We start from the raw sequence: 18,681 nt of genomic DNA, 5'->3' as shown, positions 1-18,681 counted from the left end.
GGCTGCAAACTGGGTGTTTCGCTTGCCGGAAAAATGCGTTAATGGGTAGCTCCAGTTCGCCTACCCTTGATACAGGAACGAAAAGCCATGAGTGCACGCATCTATCGTCCGTCCAAGACCGCCATGCAGTCCGGCACCCGCAACACGCGGCATTGGTTTCTGGAGTTTGAACCTGAGAAGGGCAAGACGCTTGACCCGCTGATGGGTTGGGTGGGCTCGGCAGATACAAAAGGGCAGGTGCGGCTGAAGTTCGACACGCTCGAGGAAGCCGAAAGCTATGCCAAGCGCATGGGGCTTGAGTATACGGTGGCGCCGGATCATTCGCGCAAGCGCAATATCCAGGCCTATGCCGACAATTTCAAATATACGGCCTGAAGCGGGCCGGCCTTCGTGCCGGGCGTAAGGCCTTTGGGGCCCCGTAGCTCAACTGGATAGAGCACCTGCCTTCTAAGCAGGGGGTTGCAGGTTCGAGCCCTGCCGGGGTCGCCACATGCGCACAGTTGCGCAAGCCAGACCGGGGGAGGGGGCGGCTTGACGAAACGGCAGAAATTCTGGTTCAGGGCTGTCCTTGCTCTGCTGGCGGTGGCGACTATCGCCTACTTCGCTGCTCGCGCCGCTTATATCCAGTATCGCGTCGGCCATCTGACGCCGGGCTGGGCGAGCGTGGCTGACCGCAGCAGCCTGCCATCCCCCGACATCATCCTGTTTGGTGACAGCCGTGCGGCGCGCTTCAACGAGGCCGAGGCGCTTCTCGGCCGCCGCGTAGAAAATGCCGGCATCGGCGGCGACACCACTCCCAACATGCTGGCCCGGCTGCAAAAGGATGTGATTGAGCGAAAGCCTCAGACTGTGGTCATTTTCGCCGGGATTAATGACCTGAACACCGCTGCGATGCACGATGATGGCGAACGTGCGGGGATCGTGGCCATGGCACAAGCCAACCTTTCGGCGATGATCGCGGCCTGCCGCGATGCAGGCATCGAGGTGATCGTGCCTTCGGTAACGCCGCCCGTCCGCCCGGATTTCCTGCGCGCCATCATGTGGGGCAATACGGGCGCCGATGTTGAGGCGCTCAACCAGACACTTGCCGCCATGGAGGGTGATGGCGTCGTCTATCTTCCCCTTGAAATGGTGTTGATAGACGGTGGTGAATACGGACAGGAAAACTTCGTGGACGCCCTTCATTATTCTCCGCTAGGATACGAACGCATTGCGGCCGCGCTACGCGGCGTTATGGATGACTGACTTATGCTGTTTCAAACGCCGCTTTTCTTTGCATTCTTCGCAATCTTCTTCGGCCTTTATTATCTGACGCGGAAGAGCCTGCGGCTCCAGAATATCCTGATCCTGATCGGCAGCTATATTTTCTATGGCGCTTGGGATGAGCGTTTCCTGGTGCTCATCATTGCGTCTACGGCCACAGACTATCTGGCCGGGCTCGGGGCGGCTGGCAATCGGATCACGAACCGGCAGGTCGGTACGGCACTTGGCTATCTGTTCGTCGGATCGCTCGTAGCACTTGCTGCGCAGTGGGAAACATCCGGCCAATATTTCTGGGCGGTCCTGGGTCTAGGCGGCATCCTTGTCGGCATCGAGATGCTTTCGCGCCGGATGAGCGATGCGGCCCGGCGGAAATTCTATGTCACCTCCAGCGTGGTCATTAACCTCAGCATCCTCGGCGTTTTCAAGTATCTGAACTTCTTTGCAGAATCGCTGGTCGCACTCGGCGACACCTTCGGCATCGGCTTCAATTATGTGACGCTTGAAATCGTGCTGCCGGTCGGGATCTCCTTCTATACCTTCCAGACGCTCAGCTACACGATCGATGCCTACCGCGGCAACCTGAAGCCCACCGATCGCTTCATCGAGCTTGCTGCCTTCGTTGCCTTCTTCCCGCAGCTGGTGGCCGGCCCTGTGGAGCGCGCAGCCCACCTGCTGCCGCAGTTCGACCGCCTGCGGCACCTGAACTGGGAGAATATCCAGACAGGCCTTGCGTTGTTTGCCTGGGGCATGTTCAAGAAGGTGGTGATTGCCGACAATATTGCGCCGATTGCCGATCAGGCCTTCACGGACCCGTCATTGATGACTGCGGGGCAACTGTTTGCCGGGCTTCTGGCCTTCACCTTCCAGATTTACTGCGATTTCTCGGGCTATAGCGATATGGCACGGGGCTCCGCCCGCATGCTTGGCTTCGACCTGATGCTGAACTTCAACCTGCCTTATGTATCGCGCACACCAAGCGAATTCTGGCGGCGCTGGCATATCAGCCTGTCAAGCTGGCTCCGCGACTATCTCTATATCTCGCTCGGCGGCAACCGGGGCGGCGCGGTCAGCACCTACCGCAACCTGTCGCTGACCATGATCCTTGGCGGGCTCTGGCACGGAGCAAGCTGGACCTTTGTTCTGTGGGGCACCTATCACGGGCTGCTTCTGGTGATATATCGCATCTTCAATATCGATGACTGGCTTGAGGGCTTCAAGAACCGCGCGATGATGAGCCGGGTGGCGATCAACGGGCTTCTGATGGCCATAATGTTCGGCTTCACGCTGATCGGCTGGCTGATCTTCCGTGCGAACGACATGGCGAGCCTTGGCACCTATTTCGTCGGGCTTTTCGGCGCCGAGGGCTGGACGGACCCGAGCATCGTCAGGGTATTGAGCTATATCGCGCCGCTGGTGCTGGTGCAGATCATCCAGTTCCGCATGCGCGACCTCGAGTTTTTCTGGCGGATGCCGAAATTCATCCGGCTCAATCTGGCACTTGCCGTCCTTTATGGCCTGCTGTTCCTTCCGGCCCTGCAAACGCAGGCCTTCATCTATTTCGATTTCTAAGGGGACGGGGCTGTGAAGAAGTTTTTCAAAATCTCCGTCAAATGGGCGCTGATCGGGCTTTACGCGCTTGTATTCGGTGAATTTTTCCTGCGTGCTTTCGACCCGCAGCCGATGATGCCACGCTATGTGACGGGCGCGCCCGATGGCATCCGCGCCAATATCCCGAACTCCGTATACCGGCAGTGGACGCCCGAGGTGGATGTCGAGGTGCGCATCAACAGCGAAGGCATGCGCGCCGATCGGGAAATCCCGGTCGAGAAAGCGCCGGATACCTACCGGATCGTCATCCTCGGCGACAGCTTCATGATGGGTTATGAGGTCGACCTGAAGGACAGTTTCGCCTGGCTTCTTGAGGAGGGCCTGAAGGCTGAAGGACTGAAGGTTGAGGTGATCAATCTTGCCGTTTCCGGTTTCGGGACGGCGGAGGAGCTGATTGCACTGAAGGAACGCGGCCTGAAATACAAGCCCGACCTTGTGCTGATGGAATGGCACACGACCGACGTGGACGACAATGTGCGCTCAGGCCTTTTCAAAATGGTGGACGGCACGCTGCAGCCGGCGTCCAGTACCTATCTGCCGGGCGTGGAATTGACCGACAAACTGATGAAGATACCGCTTTATGAATGGGCCATCAGTAACAGCCATTTCTACAGCGCCATACGCGAGCGCGCGGCTGCGATTATCAAAGATATCCTTGCGACGGCCAGGGGAGGCACCGCGGTGGCCGATGATGCGAACGACGCACCGCCTGCTGGCGCTGATACTGTGGCCGGTGAGATAACTGACGCGGGCGTTGCGCTCAGCCACCTGCTGGTGGATGCGCTGGCGAAGGAAGCAGAGGGAGCAGGGGCTGCTTTTATGGTGCTTGATGTGCCGGTGCGCCTGAACCGGCTGGATTACCGGGCGAGCGGCAATGACCTTGGCGATGGCGCCTTCGCGCGCTATCCGTATGTCAATCCTGTAGAAGCCTTCAAGGCGGCAGCTGCCCCGGACAAGAAGCTTTATTTCGAGGAAGGACACCGCCACTGGACACCGGAAGGCAACCGTATCGTGGCGGATCTGGCGGTCCGGCAGGCCACTGAAATACTGAGAGGGCGTGTGCCGGTCAATTGATCTTGCTAGCCTAGCATTAGAAAAGGCCCGGAACCTGGGAAGGTTCCGGGCCTTTCATGTCTTGCTGGACTCGCTGCAATCAGCGCAGATTCATGATCAGGTCAGCATCCTGCATGTGGGTCGACCAGAAGTCTTCCGGGTTGTAGGCAAGGCCATCGCCGGTATCATGTACGAATTCGCCGTCATGGGCTGCTGGCTCCAAGGCTTCGCCCCAGACGCGGACGTTATCGATCTCACCCTTGAAGTTCCGGCCCCACGGCGTGCCGCCGATGGTGACGTCCCATTCGCTGGGGTTGCTGATTTGGCCGGCAATGCCGGTCAGGCTGCCAGCAAGCTCGCCATCGAAGAAACCCTTGAGCGTACCGGTTGCCGAGTCAAACGACATGGTCACCTGGTGCCAGTCGCCATCAAGGATTTCGGTGTTCTTGATGGTCAGCGACTTGCTGTCGCCCGCATCGGTGAAGAGGCGGAAGGTGATGTCGTCGCCGGAAAGTTCGACGCCGTAGCGACCATGGGCCCAGAACAGGCGGCTGGTGCCGGAATTGTCAGCATCGGGCTTCACGTCCAGCGTCAGGGTCAGTTCGTCCATGCTCATGAGCTCCGCCGGGCGACCGATCGAGGCGTAGCCGTTGCCATTGAAGTGCAGGGCATCACCGCTGTCAGTCGCGTCGCCAGTATAGCTGGTGACAGCTTGGATGACATTGATGCCGGCAGCGGCATCATCGATTGCCGTGATAACGTCGTCGCCAACAGCGTCATCCGAAGTCGAGGTGTCAGCGGGGGCTTCCGCACCATCCGACACAATCACATCGGTAATGACATCGGTGATCACGTCGGTGGCATCTGCCACGTCGGTCACGAAATCGGCGGCCTTGGCAACCAGCGTATCATCAGCAACGCCATAAACATTCAGGTTTGCAATGTCGCCATCGAAGTTCCGGCCCCACGGCGTGCCACCAACCATGATTTCCCAGTTGGCGGGCTCGGCAATGTTGCCGGTGATCCCGGACTTGCTGCCGACCAGATCGCCATCGACATAGACATTCAGCGTGCCGGCGTTGGCATCGAAGGTGAAGCTGGCATTGTGCCAGTCGCCATCCGTGATGCCAGTGTCTTTCACCAGAACATTGTAGGATCCGCCGTTGTCGGTATAGAGGCGAAAGTTCAGGTCGTCGCCGGTCAGTTCGACACCATAACGTGCGTGGTTCCACAGAACGCGGGCGGTCGAGCTGCTTTCACCGTTCGAGCGAACATCGAAGCTGATGGTCAGTTCGTCCGGATTGAAGAAGACATCCGGCTTGCCGAGCTTTGCATGGCCCGAGCCGTCGAAGCTGAAATAGTCGTCAGCCGTGTCGCCGGTTTTGAAGGGCGAGTCGATGGTTGCCAGAACGCTATCGAGCATGAAGTCAGGCAGGATCGCCTCGGGAAGCGTCGGGACTTCCTCAACCGGATCGGTGACAACCGTGCCGCTTTCCACGCGCTCGGTACCATTGAGGATCGTCAGGTTCGACATGTTGCCGGTGAAGCCTGCACCCCAAGGATCACCGCCCACATAGATGTTCGTGGTGTTGTTGGAGCGAACCGCACCCGTCACACCTTCCATGCTGGCAACGACCTCGCCGTCCATCATGGCGGATACAGTCTGAGCATCGCCGTCGTAGACGAACTTCAGTGTGTGCCAGTCGCCATTCTGGACATCGGGCAGGGTGCCATTCAGTTTCGCAACACTCCCATCCTGCATATAGAGATAGAAAGTCAGCGCATCGCCATTGATTTCAACGCCATAGGTGCTTGAGGCCCAAACCGGGCGGGCACGGTCACCGGTCTCCTTTTCGAACTGGATGTCGAATTCGATCATCAGGTCCTTCATGCCATTGAGGTCGGAACCGCCACCAATCTTGATGTAGGAGCCATCATCGTTGAAATGCGCCACAGTGCCGTGATCGTCCGACTGGCTGTAGGCAGCCGTGCCAACCCAAACGATATCCATGCTGGCATTGCCGTCTTCAACGGCTGCAGCCTTCATGATGGTCGCGTCACCGCCGCCAGCGCCGAGGTCGAGGTCGAGAAGGACAAGGTCCTGCACCAGAACGGTCTTGTGTACGGTGATGATCTCAAGGCCGGTGTTGACCGTAGCGGTGACATCATAGCGACCACCGTCGGCGAACGTGTGGGTCACATTCATGCCCGACGCCTTGGTGCCGTCGCCGAAGTCCCAGGAGATTTTGGCCTGCGAGATATCGACTTCACCAAGCGCCGAGAGTTCTTTGACGCTGAAGACTTTCTCAAGAACGTTCTCGCCGCCTTTGGCATTGACAACGGCCAGACTCTCGCCAGCGCCAATGATCGGCTGGGTGAGCGCGGCGCCGTAGTTTTTCAGATCGATAATGCCGCCGGGAATGGCGAGCAGATCGCTCATCGGATCGGCAGTGTGGTTAAGCGCATTCATGAAATAATCGCCAACGAAATCTTCGCCGGTCGGATCCCACCCCTGCAGGAACAGGTTGTCGCCAACCTTGATCGTGGACGTGACAACCTTATCGAGGCCGGTGATGGCGCCAAGGATATTCTTGTCGATGGTCAGATTCTGGGTGTTGTCTTTCAGCACGAGGCTCGGGTTCTCGCCATAGTCGCCGCTGCGCTGGATCATCGTGTTGTTCAAGATGTTGCCGCTTTTGACAAATTCAAGGCGGATGCCCTGGTTGTCCTCGATTTGGATGACGTTGTTGACAATATCGACATTCTCGAAGCCGAGGCCATTGAGGTTGTCATCCATATAGATCGGAATGGGCGATTGGCCGGCACCTTGCTGCAGAACGTTGTTCGAGATCAGGAAGTTCTCGCTCGCGGTCGTCTGCTTGGTCGGGACCGTCCAGAAGTGAATGAAGTCGGCATGGTCGCCGGCGCCACCGAGATTCCAAGGATTGGAGTCATGGAAATAGTTGTTGGTGACCACGATATTGTCTAGGTCCCCGCCGTTGAGCGGGGTGGTACGCAGGTTATAAACCTCGTTCTGGTTGATCGTGATGGCATTCGAATTGCCGAGGAGAATCCCCTTGTGGAATTCGGTGACGACATTGTTTTCAAACAGCACGTCGTTCGAACCGGTGATGCGCACTGCCTGACCTGCGGGAAGGCCGAGAACGTTGCCGGTGCTGTCCAGCTTGTCGGCCGAAGGATCGACGCCGTTTACAGCAGGGCCGCCTTCAAGGAGCGAGTTCACGAACTTGATGTGATTGCTCTGGTCGATCTTGAGCGCGGTTGAGAAGGATACCGTCGTTTCATCGGGCACATAGTCAAGGAATACACCATCGATCGTCAGGTTATTGGTCATCAGGATGGTCATCTTGCTGAAGACCGCACCTTCCGGGTTTTCCGAAACCATGGTGACGTTCGAGCCGAAATCCATACGGTTGAGCGAAAGCTCGCCATAATGGCCGTCTGCGAGAACAATAGTTTCGCCACCTTTTGCCGACTTCAGTGCCGACATCAGTTCCGAAGCGTTCGTTACTTTAATCGTGGTAGTTGCCATGTCTGCCTGCTCCATGTGCGTGGATTGCGAAAGCCGTTCACTGCCATGAGCGGCTTCGTTGGCGAGATTGAACACCAGAATAATAAAGATTGAGCTAACGAATCGGAAGAATTTGTCCTTTCTCCCATGCGGAGCGCAGGTTCGCACGGTAAACAGGCTGTAAACTTTTATAAAACTGTAAGTAGTTTCAGCAAGTTGAAAGAGGGCCAAGGAAAGGGCAGGAGGCCTGACTTTTATAGAGAATGTGCCGCTTTTCATGATTTCCTTCTCTCTGAATCGAAAGTTGCTCGTCCGATACTGATTCGGATTCGTTACTTTTCGTCACTATTTCCCGTCTGGCGGTGGCCGAAAATTATCAACGCGACGACAGGATTCGCTTCAGGCTGCTTTTCAGCGAGGCGGGCAGCAGGCGTTTCAGTTCGGACTTCAGGAAGCGAAGTTTCAGGAGGCCTGGCGCACGATTATATTCAAGACTTGCGAGTGCGGGCCATGCGTGCGCGACAAGATCGTCGCACAATCGTTGCGTATACCGATAGTCCGCAGGCAACGATAGCATAAGCCGGTAGATATTGCGCGCGTTGAAGGGGCTGAAGGTTGGCACCGGTATGCGGTGTCCATAGACAGACGGGCCGGCCCAGCAACCGAGGCGCTGTTCGATATAGGCGATATCCAGAAGCTGCGTCAGGTTCTGGTGCGGTGTTGTGTTCAACCATTGTATGGCTGCGGTCACCAGCGCCGGGGTGGCTGTGAAGCCGAGCCGCGTGATGAGGGCATCCGGCGAGATCGTTCGCTCGGCAAGGTCGCTTTCTTGCCAGTAGAAGGCCCGTCCGACTTCGCCGCCAGTGCCGGTAAGGACGGGCAATCCCTGGTCGTGCTTTTCAACCGTGCGCACCAGCCCGACGACGCTGTCATTCACCGAATAGCCGGTGCGCTCGAGCCAGGCGGCCTTTTCTTCCACCGAAGATTCTTCAAGGTCGATTGCACGATGTTTGATACCTGCAATTTTCGCGAGACGCTGACCGACGAGCACATCAATCATCGCGCCGTCCCCCGGGGCCCGGATGGTTTCGAGCGTCAGTTGCGCCGCGTGCGGATGCGCACATGCAAGCGACATGCGGGAGTCCCGTCCCGCCGTGATATGGGCAGCAGTGCCTCCCATGTCGAGAAAGCCTTTGACATTGTCTGCCACCAGATCGGCGATTTTTGTGATGGTCGCACCAATATCAGACTTGTCTGCGGTCGGCGCGGGAAAATCACGGACCCTTTCGGCCTGCCACGTTGAGATCCGAAGGGCATGATCTGGCAATAGCCGATGTACCGCCTTCCAGGCCGTGAGGCCGAAAGGAATCCAGCCTTGCCGGTTGCGAAGGTCGAATTGCTCAGCGATTTCCGGGGCCGCGTCCAGATCTACAACTCGCTGCATCAGAGTAACGCTGGAGCAGGCGATTTTGTGCTCGGGGGAATAGACAAGCGACAGAAGGCCGCCAGCATCCCCGATGATGAATATGTCACCGTCCTGTTCGAACAGGCACATGAAGCGGCCGCAAGTTCTGTCAAGAAAGTCTTCGAGGGAGGCTCCGGGGGGCAGACTGAACTGACCGTTCTGGAGCGCCTGGCCCGCGAAGACAGCCCAACCGAGCAACAACCCGACCTTTCCTCTGTCTGGTCCGGTCAGCCACGTAACGGGAAGTTCAGGCGCACTCACGATGGTAAGGCCGCCATATGCTTGGCTCCCCCAGCCTTCAGGAGCGGGGTGGCGCCGCGCGGCGATCATGAACTGCTTTGGCAGGGCCTGCATTTTCTCGGGTCCTTTCAACGATACCGGCCATTCAGAAGGAAACGGGCAATGTTGGACCGCTCGACAAGCTGGTACTGAATGATCGACCCCGTGGTGATGGCCGTGAAGGCTGCCAGCAGGAACAACGCTTCGGCAGGCAGCGCGCCAGCACCGAACGTGTGGAAGATGAGCGAAATCAGGAAATAATGTACGAGATAGATGGTATAGGAACTTTTGGCACAATAGCTTGCGTACCAGCCGCCACGCACCCAGCGCCGCCCGGCGCCAAGGATCAGGAAACTCAAGCTGAAGCCCGTTATATATTGGGCAGCGAACTTGGCGATTTTTTCCGCGGGCGTTACGGGCACGTCCCAGTATTTGAAATAGGCACAGGCCGCCATGCCAAGGAGCGCGATAGCCAGGGTCAGCCAGTCGAGTCTGTGGGCATAATCGCGCAAGCCATCGTCTGAAAACATCAGGTAGCCGAAAACGAAGAATGGCAGGTAGAAAAGCGTCGAGCGGATCAGGAACTGGTAGGCTTCGCCGTAAGGAAGATGTTCCCAGCTAATCGACCAGACATAAACGAGCACCACGGCGCCGGCGCAAAGCGCAACGATCACCGGCAGCGCTGGTAATGGCCTGAACAGGCGTTGCGTCATTTCGCTTGCCTTTCGCGTCAGTTCCAGCGCCAAGAATGGCACGATCAGCGTGTAAAGCGCGAGTGACAGGAGGAACCAGACATGGACGTGCCAGTTGATGCGGATTTCGGCGTCCGGGTCACTCGATCCCCAGAATTCGATCATCCAGGCGATGGCAGGTGGATTCAGCACGATGATGGCAAAGAGCGCAGGTACAAGCATCAGGACCAGCCGTTGCCGCACAAACGGCAGTCCTGGGCGCTTGCCGTAAACCATCGCTGAAAAGTAACCGGAAATCATGAAGAAACAGGCCATGCGAAAGGTTCCGGAAAGAAACCGGATCCACTCAAGTTCACCGGAGCGCTGGTCAGCAAGGCTCGCATGCACGAACACGCCAAACAGCATCATCGAGCCACGAAGGACGTCGAAATAATATTGGCGCTGGGAGGAGGGCATGGCGTTACGCACCATTCTCTTGTTTCACTTCATTTTTCTTGTTTCTGTATAGTGCAACGGCGAAACCAACTAGTATCGCCAAGAACGTATGATTGGTTCTTTGGGAAAGTACAAGTTTAACGATCAAAAATCCAACAAGAGCGCAAGCTATTGCCGCTCCTATACGCGTTCCGTCTTTGCCTTCGGTGTCGGTTGAATTTAGATATGCTTTGGCTGACACCCATGCTGCGATTGCATGGAAGAAGAAAAATGCAAGCGCACCAGGCACACCGGTTTCTAGCAATATAGATAGGTAAAATGTATCAATGGTCAGTTCCCCACCAGGGTTGACGAACCCGAGTTTGTAAGCACCATTAGCATAGCCATAGCCGATGAAGGGGTTTTTCATGATCATCGGGAGGCCCATTTGCCATTGATCGAAGCGCGCCTGCGTACTTGCATCTGTCGAACTGCCGCCAATCACCATTGCACTAAGCCGCGGGCTGACAGCAATTCCAACCAAAAGCGTTGTCATAGTTGCAGGATAGAAGGCAATGAGTGCCGGGCCTATCAGACTTTTTCTATGCGTCCGCCAATATCTAAGCCCAAACAGGAAAAGGTATGTTCCGAAAGCTGCGATGGCACCGACAAACCCTAGGCGAGATCCAGAAAAATAGATTCCAACCAAGCATATGATTGTCATGATAGCGCCGACACCGCGCAAGATCATGCGCCGTCGTTCCAATAGATAATATAGGCAGAAAGGAAAAAGTACCGCCAACAGTTCAGCGAATTCAAGAGAGGTAAGTGATGATGACTTGGCTCGAAAACGATCGTAGCGAGATCTCCCTGTAAGCAACCGTTGAATGGTTTCATCCGAAGTATCAAACCACCAATGAGGGATATAGACGGCCCAGACCGGCTGGTTAAGGCGCGATTCCTGGTAGGCGAAGGCGACGAGGATGACGATGCTCACCATGGCTATCGCAATGAACAGGCGGACGCGTGCAGCGTCTTGGAAAAGTGCGGCGCAAAGGAGAAACGGGATGGTGATCAACATCGTCTCGCGAATGATATAGCTGAGCGACAGCCGCATGTTGGATGTCAGGCCGAGGCTCAGGAGCTCAATCGTGATCAGGATAATGAGGCACACGAAAATTGGCTTGTGGGCCTGATAGCGCTCCTTGATCAGGCCCTTCATTTCCCGCGAGACCGAGAAGGAAATGAGGGCGATGCCGGAAATAATATAAAGAAGGACGCGCTGCGGACTGAGCCACGGGTTTCCCGGCACCTTGATGATCGACACATATTGCGCCCAGACGAGCGCAAAGAAGAAATAGGCAATGAGAAGCGGGTAGAGAGCCTTTTCGCCCCACGAGGCGCGCTCGGGCAATGCCCAGATGCACATGAGCGCAAGGATGACAACCGGAATACCCATGAATTGCAGCATGGGCTGCGGGTTGCCATAGATGGCGGTGTAGCCATATAGGAACGAGCCGACGAGCGCGACGACAAAGAAGCTAAGATACAGGATGGCGCGGTTGATGAACCGCGATCCCTGCGAATAGCGCATATAGGGACGCGCAGCAGGCAGTTTCATCCGGTACAGCCGGTACTGCACAAGAAGACGTGTGTATAGCGAGCGCAGGAAATTCATCACCGGCCCATCAACAGTTTGAACATCATACCTGCCTTGTGAAAATGTCCCCGGCGAATCCTGACGAGAATCTGCACCAAGGTAAAGGCATAGACGGCAGGCAAGGCCCATGGGAAATGATCGCGGGTGAACATCAGCTTGCTGCGCAAGAGAAACCGCTCGGACGCAAGGCTGCGGCCGCCCTTGTTGGAGCTTGACCCGGCGGCCGTCCCTTCCTTGTGGTAGGCGAGCGCCCCTTGCGCATATCCGATATGATGGTGCTGTCTCGCCTTCAGGGCCCACTCGATTTCCTCGAAATAAAGAAAATAGGCTTCGTTCATCGGCCCGATATCGAGGTAGCAGGCCTTGGAGATGGCGAGCGAAGCGCCGGAGACAAAGTCTGTTGCCATTTCAATTTCCGCGCGGTCAACCGTCGGTGTGCCTGCATAGAAATTGAAATGGCCGCGGCTCGTACCGGTCCACTTGTTGTAGCGGGATCCGTTGTAAGCCTGGATCACATCGGGCGTGTGGTAGAAGCGCAGGTCGGTGCCGACCATGCCCGGCTTGTCGTCTTCGTCCATCCGGTCAAGGAGGATCGAAATCGCGTCGGGCTCGATCACGGTATCGGGATTGAGGAGCCAGAAATGACGGCAATCAGTCCAGCTTGCGGCAATTTTCAAGCCCACATTGTTGCCGCCGGCAAAGCCGAGATTGGCGCCGGTGTTGACGATGAAAAGATCAGCATCGTCTGCGGAAGGCAGAGGGGCATCAGGACCGATGAGGGCGGTGCGCAAGGGTTTCGGCGTATTGGGGCACGCAAGGTGCGCAAGCTGCCCGGTCACTGTCACAGGGGCAAGGCCTGACGCCCAGTCGATGAAATGGCCGACAGAGCCGTCCGCAGACGCATTGTCGCAGACGATAACGCGGAAACGGCGGTCCTTGTTGTTGAAGATGGTTTCAAGGCATTCCACCACGTCGCGCCAGCCGTTCCAGTTGACGATGATGATGGCAAGTGCGGGCTCGGCGAGGCGCGAGGGTGCCTGCCGCAATTGTGTCGCATGGTCGGGAAAATGGCTGGATGCCATGTCGGTAGGCCTCATTCAATAGGCCTCTTTCTGTCCAAGCACGACAAGGCCGGTCCGGATCAGGATATAGAGATCAAGCCCGAGCGACCAGTTGTCGATATAATAAAGATCGTGCCGAAGGCGAGCTTCAAGCTTTTCGATCGTGTCCGTTTCACCACGCCAGCCATGCACCTGCGCCCAGCCGGTGATGCCCGGCTTCACGCGGTGGCGTGCCGCATAGCGCTTCACGGCGTCTTCAAAACGCACACCGGCTGCACGGGTCGATTTGGCGTGGGGGCGAGGGCCAACGAGTGACATATCGCCGGTGACCACATTGAAAAGCTGCGGCAGTTCATCAAGGCTCGTACGGCGCAGGAAAGCACCAACCTTGGTGATGCGATCATCATTCTTGGTGGCCTGGCGGATATTGTCGCCTTCGCAGCTTTCGGGCCGCATGGTCCGGAATTTCCAGATGCGAAAGGTCTGATTATTGAAGCCTTCCCTGTTCTGGCGGAAGAAGACGGGGCCTTTGCTGTCCATCTTGATCGCGATGGCGCAGGCAATCAGCACCGGCGACACAAGCAGGATGATGAGGCTGGCGAGAATCTTGTCTTCCAGCCATTTCAGAATCCAGCTGGTGCCGGAAATCGGACGGTCATAAAGATCCAGCACCGGCAAGCCGCCTAGCGACGAGAAGGTCCGGTTGCTGAAATCGAACAACGCCATATCAGGCGCAAGGCGCACCTTGATCGGCGTTTCGGTGATCCGGTCGATGACTTCGCGCAGCCGGTCGGTAGCCGACCATGGCAGGGCGACAAGAACCTGATCGATGGCATTGCGACGGATCAGTTCCACAAGGGAATCAAGGCCAGGTAACACCGGGATATGGTCAAGCTCGTCCGGCACACGGGTTACGCGGTCGTCGCAAAAGGCGATAACGCGCATGGTCAACCACTTGCTGTCACGCACGAAGCGGTAAAGGCGTTGGCCCTGTTCGCCGGCGCCGACAATGGCGACGCGGCTGTCGAACCGTTTGCGGCTGCGCATATTGACCATCAGGCCCCAGACCACCGCGCGCGTTGCAGCAAGGGTGGCGAGCGCCCCGATGGCCCATGCAGAAGCCCAGATGCGCGAGACATTGCCGGTCGATTTAAAGGCAAACCCGACGACCAGCAGCGCAGCAATCGTCAATCCCCAGCCGAAGCTCGCTCGCCGGAACGAGGTGATGAGATTGAAGAAGCAGTCGGCATCATAGCCGCCGACCGAATAGATGGTCATGCTGGCAAGAATGGCGCCGAGAACAACGATATTGGTATAGAAGAGCGCCATATCGGCGTTGGGGTTCGCAAGAACCACAGCGAAGACAACGATGCCGGCAATGAGGATCGACAGGACATCCGATACGCGCAGGATATATTCGATCATCGAAGGCGGCACGGGGCGCGCCGACGAAAGATCGGTCAATCCCAGAAGTTTATCCATGGCTTGCGGATCATGGTTATCGTCGCCAGGGGCCTGATGGCCCGGCTCAATACCGCTTTTTTTGCCGATTTCCGACGTTTCCGTCACAGCAACGCATCCCCCCGAAAGCCGTTATGGTTAAGCTTTACAAATGGAAACTAGTTTAGGCGCCACAGAAGCTCAAGACCTGTTTCTGCGAGAGAAAGAATTCAACCATCAATAGGTTGCGTCAACGTTGCAGTCACTGAAGTGCCCTAGCGCGTCGTTTCATCGCGCTGCCAGCGTTGCCGTGTCAGCGGCTGGATCAGATGGGCGTAAAGCCGGGCGGCCACTTGCGTGAAGGCATAGATGGTGGCTGGCAGCATCGTGCGCGGCGACAGGATCAGGGAGACGATGCCCGATCCCGTTTTGTTGGATTCAGCGGGCGGGTGAATACCCATGGCCTGCAGCTGGCGATTGCCTCTGTAAACCCGCGACTTGATCTTGACGAGCGACCACCAGTTACGGGGCGGCGTGATGCGCACCACACAGTCCGTGCACCGGGCTTTCTCGGCTGCGGTGAAGAGGTGATTGATGAATCCGTCATCAGCGATCACATCCGGAAAGGCCTCAAAACGGGCGCGGCCTTCACGACTGAGGGCGTAGATGCCGGAACCGCCGATACTGGAGGGATTGCGGCCGAAGGGCAGAAGAGACCAAGCCCGATAGTAAGCTGCAACGGCCCAACTGGAACCACTTGCATCGAAATCTGCCATGGCACCGGCTGCCAGTACGCCGGGCTTTTCAAGCGTCTTGCAGATGGCGGCGAGGTCGTCCGGCGTGACCTCGCTGTCTGCGTCAAGATAGATTCGGGGAAACGCCTTGGCGATTGCGTCGCCAGCATTCAGTGCCTTGGTTTTTGATCCTTCGACCTGATTGATCACCCGGATATTGTCGCCAAAGCGGGAGGCCACCTCGAAACTGTCGTCGTGGCAGCCATTACAAACGACGATCACCTCGAAGCGCGCGTCGGGCGATGCATCATGCAGTCGCGGCAGCAGGCGCTTCAGGGCCTTCGATTCATTGTATGCGGGAATGATCACGGACGCGGCGGGTGCTGTGGTCATAAGGCTATCCAGAAGGCCCCAAGGAGATACGTTGGAATGAAGCTGCACGTTAAGGGCATGCCGGCCCGCTATCAAGGAAGACTTCCATCTGTGACTTGTCGGCTTGCAACCAGCGGCTGGCATTGTATATTTCACGGACCGAAGTGGTGACTAAAAAGGCGAGGGGCGAGGGCCATATGAGTACGATCTTTGATTTTGTGACGGTGGCTATTTTTGTGGCGATCGTTGGCATGTTTTTCCAGTTTTCGCGGCGCGAGGACCAGAATATCGCTGCCTATATCTGGCCGGCACTCGGCTGTGCCTTTGCCAACTATTTCGGCAACAAGGGCTTTGATCTCATCGCCTGGATCATGATCGCGGCGACCCTCGGTTATGTCTTTCTTTTCATCCTCCGGCGTCAGGGCGTGCCTGACGAGCGCGACGACAGCTGATTATCAGGCGGACCTCTCCTTATGAAGAAACTGCGTGTGTGCCTTGCTGCCTCTGGCGGCGGTCATCTCCGGCAGCTGGTGCAGATGCTCCCCTTTGCCCGCAAGCATGACTATTATTTCCTGACGGAGGCGACGCCCCTGGGGCTCAGCCTTGCAAAGGATCATCCGGCCCGTTTTGTGCCGCACTTCGCCTTCGGCCAGCGCGAGACCGACGGCTTTCTGAAGTTTGCATGGGCCGGGATCAGCAATTTCTTTGCGTCGATCTGGCATTTCATCGTGATGCGGCCGGACGTGGTGATCAGTACCGGGGCAGGGGCAGCCTTCTTCACGCTGGTGCTGGCATGGGCGACGCGCCGCAAGGTGATCTATATCGAATCGATTGCCCGCGTGGAGAGCATCTCCATGTTCGGCAAGCTGTCGGCTCGCTTTGCTGACCTTTATCTCGTGCAGTGGCCGGGGCTTGTGTCGCAGCACCCCAAAGCCGTTTACTGCAATCCCTTCTGCCAGTCGGAGGCGCCGGCCCACGCCAAGGCGCACAAGCTGTTTGCGACCGTTGGCACCGTGTTGCCGTTCGACCGGATGATCAATTCGGTGCACCAGTTGATGCAGGAAGGCGTGATCACCGAGACGGTGGTGGCGCAAACCGGCGAAAGCGACATCGCGCCTGAGGGGATCGAGGTCCACAAGACCCTGCCGCAGGATGATATGGATCGTCACTTGAAGGAAAGCGGCATCGCCATCGTGCATGGTGGCTCGGGCTCGATGCTCGGCGCGATCCGAGCCGGCTGCGCCGTGATCGCCATGCCGCGCCGGCATGACTTGGGCGAGCATTACGACGATCATCAGTTCGAGCTCGTCGGCGCCTTTCGCGATCAGGGGCTGGTGTTCGAGGCGCGCGACGTGGATAGTCTCCGCGAGGCGATCAAGGCTGCACGTGAAGGCAAGGGCAAGTCGGTGGAGATTGACCCCAACGCCTATGCACGCTTCATCGAAGGTTTCCTGGAGGGAAAACCCCCCGTCCAATCCTGACGGGGGCCTTTAGCTTTTCAACTTTTCTTGACTTGGCCGGTCTGGTTGCGGTCCTGGATGAGGCGCAGGTAGAAGCCCGTCATCGGGTCGTGCAGCCGGTATTTGATCTTGTTGTCGTCTTCGTGCTTCGTCAGGAAGTCAATGCCCGGACGCGCGAGCAGCGAAAGCTTGCTACCGATCGAAAGCTTCGAGATATGCGTCTTGGTGGTGGCTTCGTACTCGACCACCAGCGAATCCATGGTGAAGTCGCCTTCGTCGTTCGTGGAAACGGAAGCCAGGCAGTGGAAGAAGTCCTTGGCCGGGCCGGTTTCCGTTTCGTCGATCAGGCGGCGGTGATTGCGGTCGATCAGGGTTGCGGTGTCATCAAGGGCCTTTTCAACCGCATAATCAACATCGCTGTTGCGCACTTCCCAGCGCTGGTCTTCGAGCGCGCTTTGGGCCGCATGCAGGCAAAGGAGGCGGGTGAAATAGGGTATCTGCCTCGACAGGTTCGAAATCCGGTCGCGCACCGCAAGCGGGAAGGAAACGCCCGAAACCGTTTCGCCGATGGAAATCAGTTCCTCGAACTCGCCAGATGACAACAGTCGCATCGGCAGCCCGGTGACGTTCCGCTCGATCGATTCATGGTAGCCAAGAAGGTCATCAAGCGTATCGGCAACACCGACGATAATGAGCGTGGCGCGGACGGAACGGTCAGAGAAGCTCTTGATCGTATCTGCAATCGGGCGGCGCAGCTTGTGCTCGTCCGCGCGGTCGAATTCGTCAAACACGAAAATGACGCGGGTGGTGGAGAGCCGCGATAGCACATCCGTCAGTTCCTTCGGCGAGAAACTGCCCTCAGGCAGCAGCGTATCGAACCCGAGGTGGGACTGGTCGGCGCCATGGCTGGCGAGGAAGGTACGGTCGTGCAGCAGCGGAATCTGGCGCAGGAAATCGCGGAAAATGCCCTCGAACGTCGTGGCATTGGAGCACGATGCCCGGCAAACGGCGTATCCCGCTTCTTCGGCGATCATACACAGCGTGTTCGTGAAGCTCGTTTTCCCCCACCCGCGCTTGCCGTAAATGATCAGGTGCATGCGCTCGTTCTCGATCGCCGAGATGGCGCGGCGAAGTTCATTGGTGCGGCCGGCGAAATGGTTTTTATCCAGAACCGGCGCACTTGGCGCGAAAACTTCGCGCAGCAAAAGGCGGGCGCGCTCGAACGGGCTGTCTTCTACCGCATTCTTGTTGGGGCGGTCGGATGCCAGCGTGCGGAACCGGATCTTGTGAATGTCGCGGTCGATCGGGGAGGTGTCGGCAGATTCCGTCTGGGCGGTACCGGGTTTTGCAACTTGCTGGCCCATATCCATGAAAGGCATGCCGCTGCTGCGCGGTGCCGGGCGGGGCGCGGCTGCTGTCGAGGGCTTCGGGGGCAGCCCGTCACTGTCGCGCAGCAGGGTGCGGCGCGGCGGGAGCCCGGGGATCGGGGCATCGGGGCCGGAAGCCTGATTTTTCTTGGTTTCGGGGGACTCCGGTGTGGTGTTACCGGTTTTTCGCCGCCTGCTCGAAAACAATCCCACGTCTGATATCTCCCGCCTCAATTCACTTTCATCAAGTCGCATGCCTGACAAAGCTTTTCAAGTCTTTG

The 18,681-nt window shown here is 57.5% G+C and carries 14 protein-coding genes and 1 tRNA gene; 7 read left to right on the top strand and 8 right to left on the bottom strand.

Annotated elements, in window-relative coordinates:
• Window positions 1-87 precede the first annotated feature (87 nt).
• The 5 genes from OU694_RS06680 to OU694_RS06660 all read left to right on the top strand — a co-directional run bounded on the left by OU694_RS06680 (window position 88) and on the right by OU694_RS06660 (window position 3,945).
• The gene (locus OU694_RS06680; protein ID WP_308910199.1) at window positions 88-375 is read left to right on the top strand and encodes an ETC complex I subunit; all 288 of its coding nucleotides are present in this window, start codon (window positions 88-90) and stop codon (window positions 373-375) included.
• A 37-nt stretch (window positions 376-412) separates the two neighbouring features.
• Window positions 413-489: transfer RNA gene (locus tag OU694_RS06675), tRNA-Arg, on the top strand.
• Between the two features lie 42 nt (window positions 490-531).
• Window positions 532-1,245, top strand: coding sequence for an SGNH/GDSL hydrolase family protein (locus OU694_RS06670; RefSeq protein WP_308910198.1), 714 nt, complete (start codon window positions 532-534; stop codon window positions 1,243-1,245).
• Window positions 1,246-1,248: 3 nt separating this feature from the next.
• On the top strand, window positions 1,249-2,832 hold the full coding sequence (locus tag OU694_RS06665; RefSeq protein ID WP_308910197.1) for an MBOAT family O-acyltransferase: 1,584 nt from the start codon (window positions 1,249-1,251) through the stop codon (window positions 2,830-2,832).
• A gap of 12 nt (window positions 2,833-2,844) precedes the next feature.
• The gene (locus tag OU694_RS06660) at window positions 2,845-3,945 is read left to right on the top strand and encodes an SGNH/GDSL hydrolase family protein (RefSeq protein ID WP_308910196.1); all 1,101 of its coding nucleotides are present in this window, start codon (window positions 2,845-2,847) and stop codon (window positions 3,943-3,945) included.
• Between the two features lie 79 nt (window positions 3,946-4,024).
• Here OU694_RS06660 and OU694_RS06655 read toward each other — a convergent pair whose 3' ends face one another.
• The 7 genes from OU694_RS06655 to OU694_RS06625 form a co-directional block, all read right to left on the bottom strand.
• On the bottom strand, window positions 4,025-7,477 hold the full coding sequence (locus tag OU694_RS06655; RefSeq protein ID WP_308910195.1) for a LamG-like jellyroll fold domain-containing protein: 3,453 nt from the start codon (window positions 7,475-7,477) through the stop codon (window positions 4,025-4,027).
• Window positions 7,478-7,832: 355 nt separating this feature from the next.
• Complete coding sequence (locus OU694_RS06650; RefSeq protein ID WP_308910194.1) at window positions 7,833-9,251, bottom strand: hypothetical protein; 1,419 nt, start codon at window positions 9,249-9,251, stop codon at window positions 7,833-7,835.
• Between the two features lie 38 nt (window positions 9,252-9,289).
• On the bottom strand, window positions 9,290-10,363 hold the full coding sequence (locus OU694_RS06645) for an acyltransferase family protein (RefSeq protein ID WP_308910193.1): 1,074 nt from the start codon (window positions 10,361-10,363) through the stop codon (window positions 9,290-9,292).
• Window positions 10,353-11,984 (bottom strand): O-antigen ligase family protein, encoded by a 1,632-nt coding sequence (locus OU694_RS06640; RefSeq protein ID WP_308910192.1) that lies wholly within the window; start codon window positions 11,982-11,984, stop codon window positions 10,353-10,355. Before OU694_RS06640 ends, OU694_RS06645 begins: the two co-directional genes overlap by 11 nt.
• Window positions 11,984-13,048: a glycosyltransferase family 2 protein gene (locus OU694_RS06635; RefSeq protein ID WP_308910191.1), complete on the bottom strand. Its 1,065-nt coding sequence runs from the start codon at window positions 13,046-13,048 to the stop codon at window positions 11,984-11,986. The genes OU694_RS06640 and OU694_RS06635 overlap by 1 nt, the downstream gene beginning before the upstream one ends.
• Window positions 13,049-13,063: 15 nt before the next feature.
• Window positions 13,064-14,596 carry an undecaprenyl-phosphate glucose phosphotransferase gene (locus OU694_RS06630; RefSeq protein ID WP_308910190.1) on the bottom strand — a complete coding sequence of 511 codons (1,533 nt, stop codon included), beginning with the start codon at window positions 14,594-14,596 and terminating at the stop codon, window positions 13,064-13,066.
• 146 nt (window positions 14,597-14,742) lie between these two features.
• Window positions 14,743-15,594 carry a glycosyltransferase family 2 protein gene (locus OU694_RS06625; RefSeq protein WP_308910189.1) on the bottom strand — a complete coding sequence of 284 codons (852 nt, stop codon included), beginning with the start codon at window positions 15,592-15,594 and terminating at the stop codon, window positions 14,743-14,745.
• 176 nt (window positions 15,595-15,770) lie between these two features.
• On the opposite strand from OU694_RS06625, the gene OU694_RS06620 reads away from it, so the two are divergent.
• Both OU694_RS06620 and welK read left to right on the top strand, forming a co-directional pair.
• Complete coding sequence (locus tag OU694_RS06620) at window positions 15,771-16,025, top strand: XrtV sorting system accessory protein (RefSeq protein WP_308910188.1); 255 nt, start codon at window positions 15,771-15,773, stop codon at window positions 16,023-16,025.
• Between the two features lie 21 nt (window positions 16,026-16,046).
• Window positions 16,047-17,054 (top strand): beta-1,4-glucuronosyltransferase WelK, encoded by a 1,008-nt coding sequence (gene welK / locus OU694_RS06615; RefSeq protein WP_308910187.1) that lies wholly within the window; start codon window positions 16,047-16,049, stop codon window positions 17,052-17,054.
• A 17-nt stretch (window positions 17,055-17,071) separates the two neighbouring features.
• Here welK and OU694_RS06610 read toward each other — a convergent pair whose 3' ends face one another.
• The gene (locus OU694_RS06610; RefSeq protein ID WP_308910186.1) at window positions 17,072-18,613 is read right to left on the bottom strand and encodes an ATP-binding protein; all 1,542 of its coding nucleotides are present in this window, start codon (window positions 18,611-18,613) and stop codon (window positions 17,072-17,074) included.
• Between the last annotated feature and the right edge of the window lie 68 nt (window positions 18,614-18,681).

The sequence above is a fragment of the Pseudokordiimonas caeni genome (genome assembly GCF_026719705.1).
Lineage (GTDB): Bacteria > Pseudomonadota > Alphaproteobacteria > Sphingomonadales > Kordiimonadaceae > Gimibacter > Gimibacter caeni.
The sequence above is the reverse complement of the archived record's forward strand: the minus strand, read 5'-3'. Positions and strand labels throughout refer to the sequence as shown.